Origin of the sequence: Nocardioides sp., from assembly GCF_034670285.1 — a bacterium.
Taxonomy (GTDB): Bacteria; Actinomycetota; Actinomycetes; order Propionibacteriales; family Nocardioidaceae; genus Nocardioides.
In genome coordinates, this window is the sequence record NZ_JAXMNS010000477.1 from 1 (window position 1) to 2,602 (window position 2,602).

4 protein-coding genes are annotated in these 2,602 nt (G+C 69.7%); 3 read left to right on the forward strand and 1 reads right to left on the reverse strand.

Annotated elements, in window-relative coordinates; translation table 11 throughout:
- On the reverse strand, positions 1-213 hold a 213-nt coding region (locus tag VOI19_RS17880), incomplete at its 3' end, for a helix-turn-helix domain-containing protein (protein WP_323794298.1).
- A 93-nt stretch (positions 214-306) separates the two neighbouring features.
- On the opposite strand from VOI19_RS17880, the gene VOI19_RS17885 reads away from it, so the two are divergent.
- From VOI19_RS17885 to VOI19_RS17895, 3 genes are all read left to right on the forward strand, one after another.
- Positions 307-1,482, forward strand: a complete 1,176-nt coding sequence (locus tag VOI19_RS17885) for an acyl-CoA dehydrogenase family protein (RefSeq protein ID WP_323794299.1) — start codon at positions 307-309, stop codon at positions 1,480-1,482.
- Between the two features lie 23 nt (positions 1,483-1,505).
- Positions 1,506-1,925: a DUF6153 family protein gene (locus VOI19_RS17890; RefSeq protein WP_323794300.1), complete on the forward strand. Its 420-nt coding sequence runs from the start codon at positions 1,506-1,508 to the stop codon at positions 1,923-1,925.
- 83 nt (positions 1,926-2,008) lie between these two features.
- The coding region (locus VOI19_RS17895) for a DUF305 domain-containing protein (protein WP_323794301.1) at positions 2,009-2,602 on the forward strand (594 nt) is incomplete at its 3' end.

Genomic DNA, 2,602 nt, shown 5'->3' on the forward strand with positions numbered 1-2,602 from the left:
CCTCGTTCCGGTCGCGAGCCGGGCGGCGATGCGCGCCTGCACGTCCTCGTGGCGCGGGAAGATCACGTCCTCCTTGGAGCCGAACGCCCGGAAGAAGCTCGAGCGGCTCACACCGGCACGCTCGACGATCTGCTCGACGGTGGTGGCGTCGTAGCCCTGCTCGTCGAAGAGCGCGAAGGCGGCGTCGACCATCCGGTCGCGGGTCAGGGTCATGGTCGGCTCCTTCAGCTCCGGCTTGGAGGGTCGTCGTGGACGTGTGAAACTGGGTGTCATCAACACGATACCGAGTTTCTTGAGGGGTACGAGATGAGCGACACCATCAACGCACACGACTGGTTCCGCACGACCGACGACCACGACGAGCTGCGCGCTGCCGTGCGCGACCTGGTCGCCGACAAGGTCACCCCCTACGCCGCCGAGGCCGACGAAAAGGCGGAGTACCCCCAGGCCGCCCACGACGCCCTGGTCGCCTCCGACTTCCACGCCCCGCACGTGCCCGAGGCCTACGACGGCGTCGGCGCCGACGCGCTTGCGACCTGCATCCTCATCGAGGAGGTGGCCCGCGGCTGCGCGTCGTCGTCCCTGATCCCGGCCGTCAACAAGCTCGGCTCGCTCCCCGTCATCCTCGGCGGCTCGGAGGACCTCAAGCAGCGCTACCTCCCCCGCCTCGCCGCCGGCGAGGGCTTCTCCTACGGCCTCTCCGAGCGCGACGCCGGCTCCGACACCGCCTCGATGAAGACCCGGGCGAAGGCCGACGGCGACCACTACGTGCTCAACGGCCAGAAGTCGTGGATCACCAACGCCGGCGTCTCGGAGTTCTACACCGTCCTCGCGGTCACCGACCCCGAGGCCGGCCGCGGCAAGGGCATCAGCGCCTTCGTCGTGGAGAAGTCAGACGAGGGCTTCACCTTCGGCGAGAAGGAGCGCAAGCTCGGCATCAAGGGCTCCCCCACCCGCGAGCTGCTCTTCGACAACGTGCGCATCCCCGCCGACCGGATGATCGGCGAGCCCGGCACCGGCCTCCAGCTGGCACTCAAGACCCTCGACCACACCCGGGTCACGATCGGCGCCCAGGCCGTCGGCATCGCCCAGGGCGCGCTCGACTTCGCACTGGGCTACGTGCAGGAGCGCCAGCAGTTCGGCAAGCGCATCGCCGACTTCCAGGGCATCCAGTTCATGCTGGCCGACATGGCGATGAAGCTCGAGACCGCGCGCCAGATGGTCTACGTCGCCGCCGCAAAGTCCGAGCGCAACGACGCCGACCTGCCGTTCTTCGGTGCCGCTGCCAAGTGCTACGCCTCGGACGCGGCCATGGAGATCACCACCGACGCCGTCCAGCTGCTCGGCGGCTACGGCTACACGCAGGACTTCCCCGTCGAGCGGATGATGCGCGACGCCAAGATCACCCAGATCTACGAGGGCACCAACCAGGTGCAGCGCCTCGTGATGGCGCGCCAGCTGCTCGCGGGCAAGGTCGGCTGAGCCCACCGACCTACACTTTTGAGGTGATCGAGCCCTCCGTCGTGCCGGCCGCGTTTGCGCGCCGCGCGCTTCGCTGGCGACGTGCGCTCGCAGTCGGCGCTGTGGCGCTCGGTCTCCTGGCCATGCACGTGTTCGCCGGCGGCACCCACGCCGCGGCGGGCCACTCCCTGTCCACGGAGACCGGCCACCATGCGCCCCTCGCGACGGGCGCGGACGGCGCGGCACTCACTGGCGGCCTGGAGTCCAGGCTGGGGTGCGACCCGGCCACGGTCTGCCTGTTCCTCGTCGGCTTCGGCCTGGCGCTGCACCTCGCCGCCCGCTCCGGGCGCCCCCTGGTCGTACGGCGTGCGCGCGAGGCGGGCGCTCGACTCGTCGTCCTCGCTCGTCGCGCGAGGATGCTCGACCCACCCGATCTGCACTCCCTTTCGATCCTGCGCTGCTGAGCGATCGCCCCTCGGCCGCTCCACGAGCGGCCGGACAAGCGACCCCACTCCTTCGCACGACCTCGAGAAACGAGAGCACCGCCATGACCCGCTTCTCCCTGCCCCTCACACCCCGCGCCACCTCCGCCTCCCGCCGGCGCCACGTCGCCGTGGCCGGCGCCGTCCTGGCACTGTCGGTGGCTCTGACCGCCTGCGGCGGCAACACCGACTCCGACACCGCCGAGCCGGGCGCCGTCCAGACCGCCGTCGACGGGTCGAGGTTCAGCCAGGCCGATGTCGACTTCACCACCCAGATGGTCCCGCACCACGCGCAGGCGGTGCAGATGGTCGTCATGGCGCAGGGCCGTGACATCGACCCCGACATCTCCGCCCTGATGGACCAGATCCGCACCGCTCAGGTGCCTGAGATCGAGCAGATGTCCGACCTGCTCCGCGCCTGGGACGAGCCCATCCCCGAGACGTCGCTGGACCACGCGAATGCTCACTCCCCGATGGAGGACATGGACGACATGCCGGGCATGTCGGGGATGCCGGGAATGATGAGCGCCGAGGCGATGACCGACCTCGACACCTCTGATGACCGCAGATTCGAGCAGATGTGGCTCACCATGATGATCGCCCACCACGAGGGGGCCATCGAGATGGCGACCATCGAGACGGAGTCGGGCGTCAACGAG

Coding starts and splice junctions, on each gene's coding strand:
- VOI19_RS17885 (WP_323794299.1), top strand. CDS start 307: ATGAGCGACACCATCAACGCACACGACTGGTTCCGCACGACCGACGAC.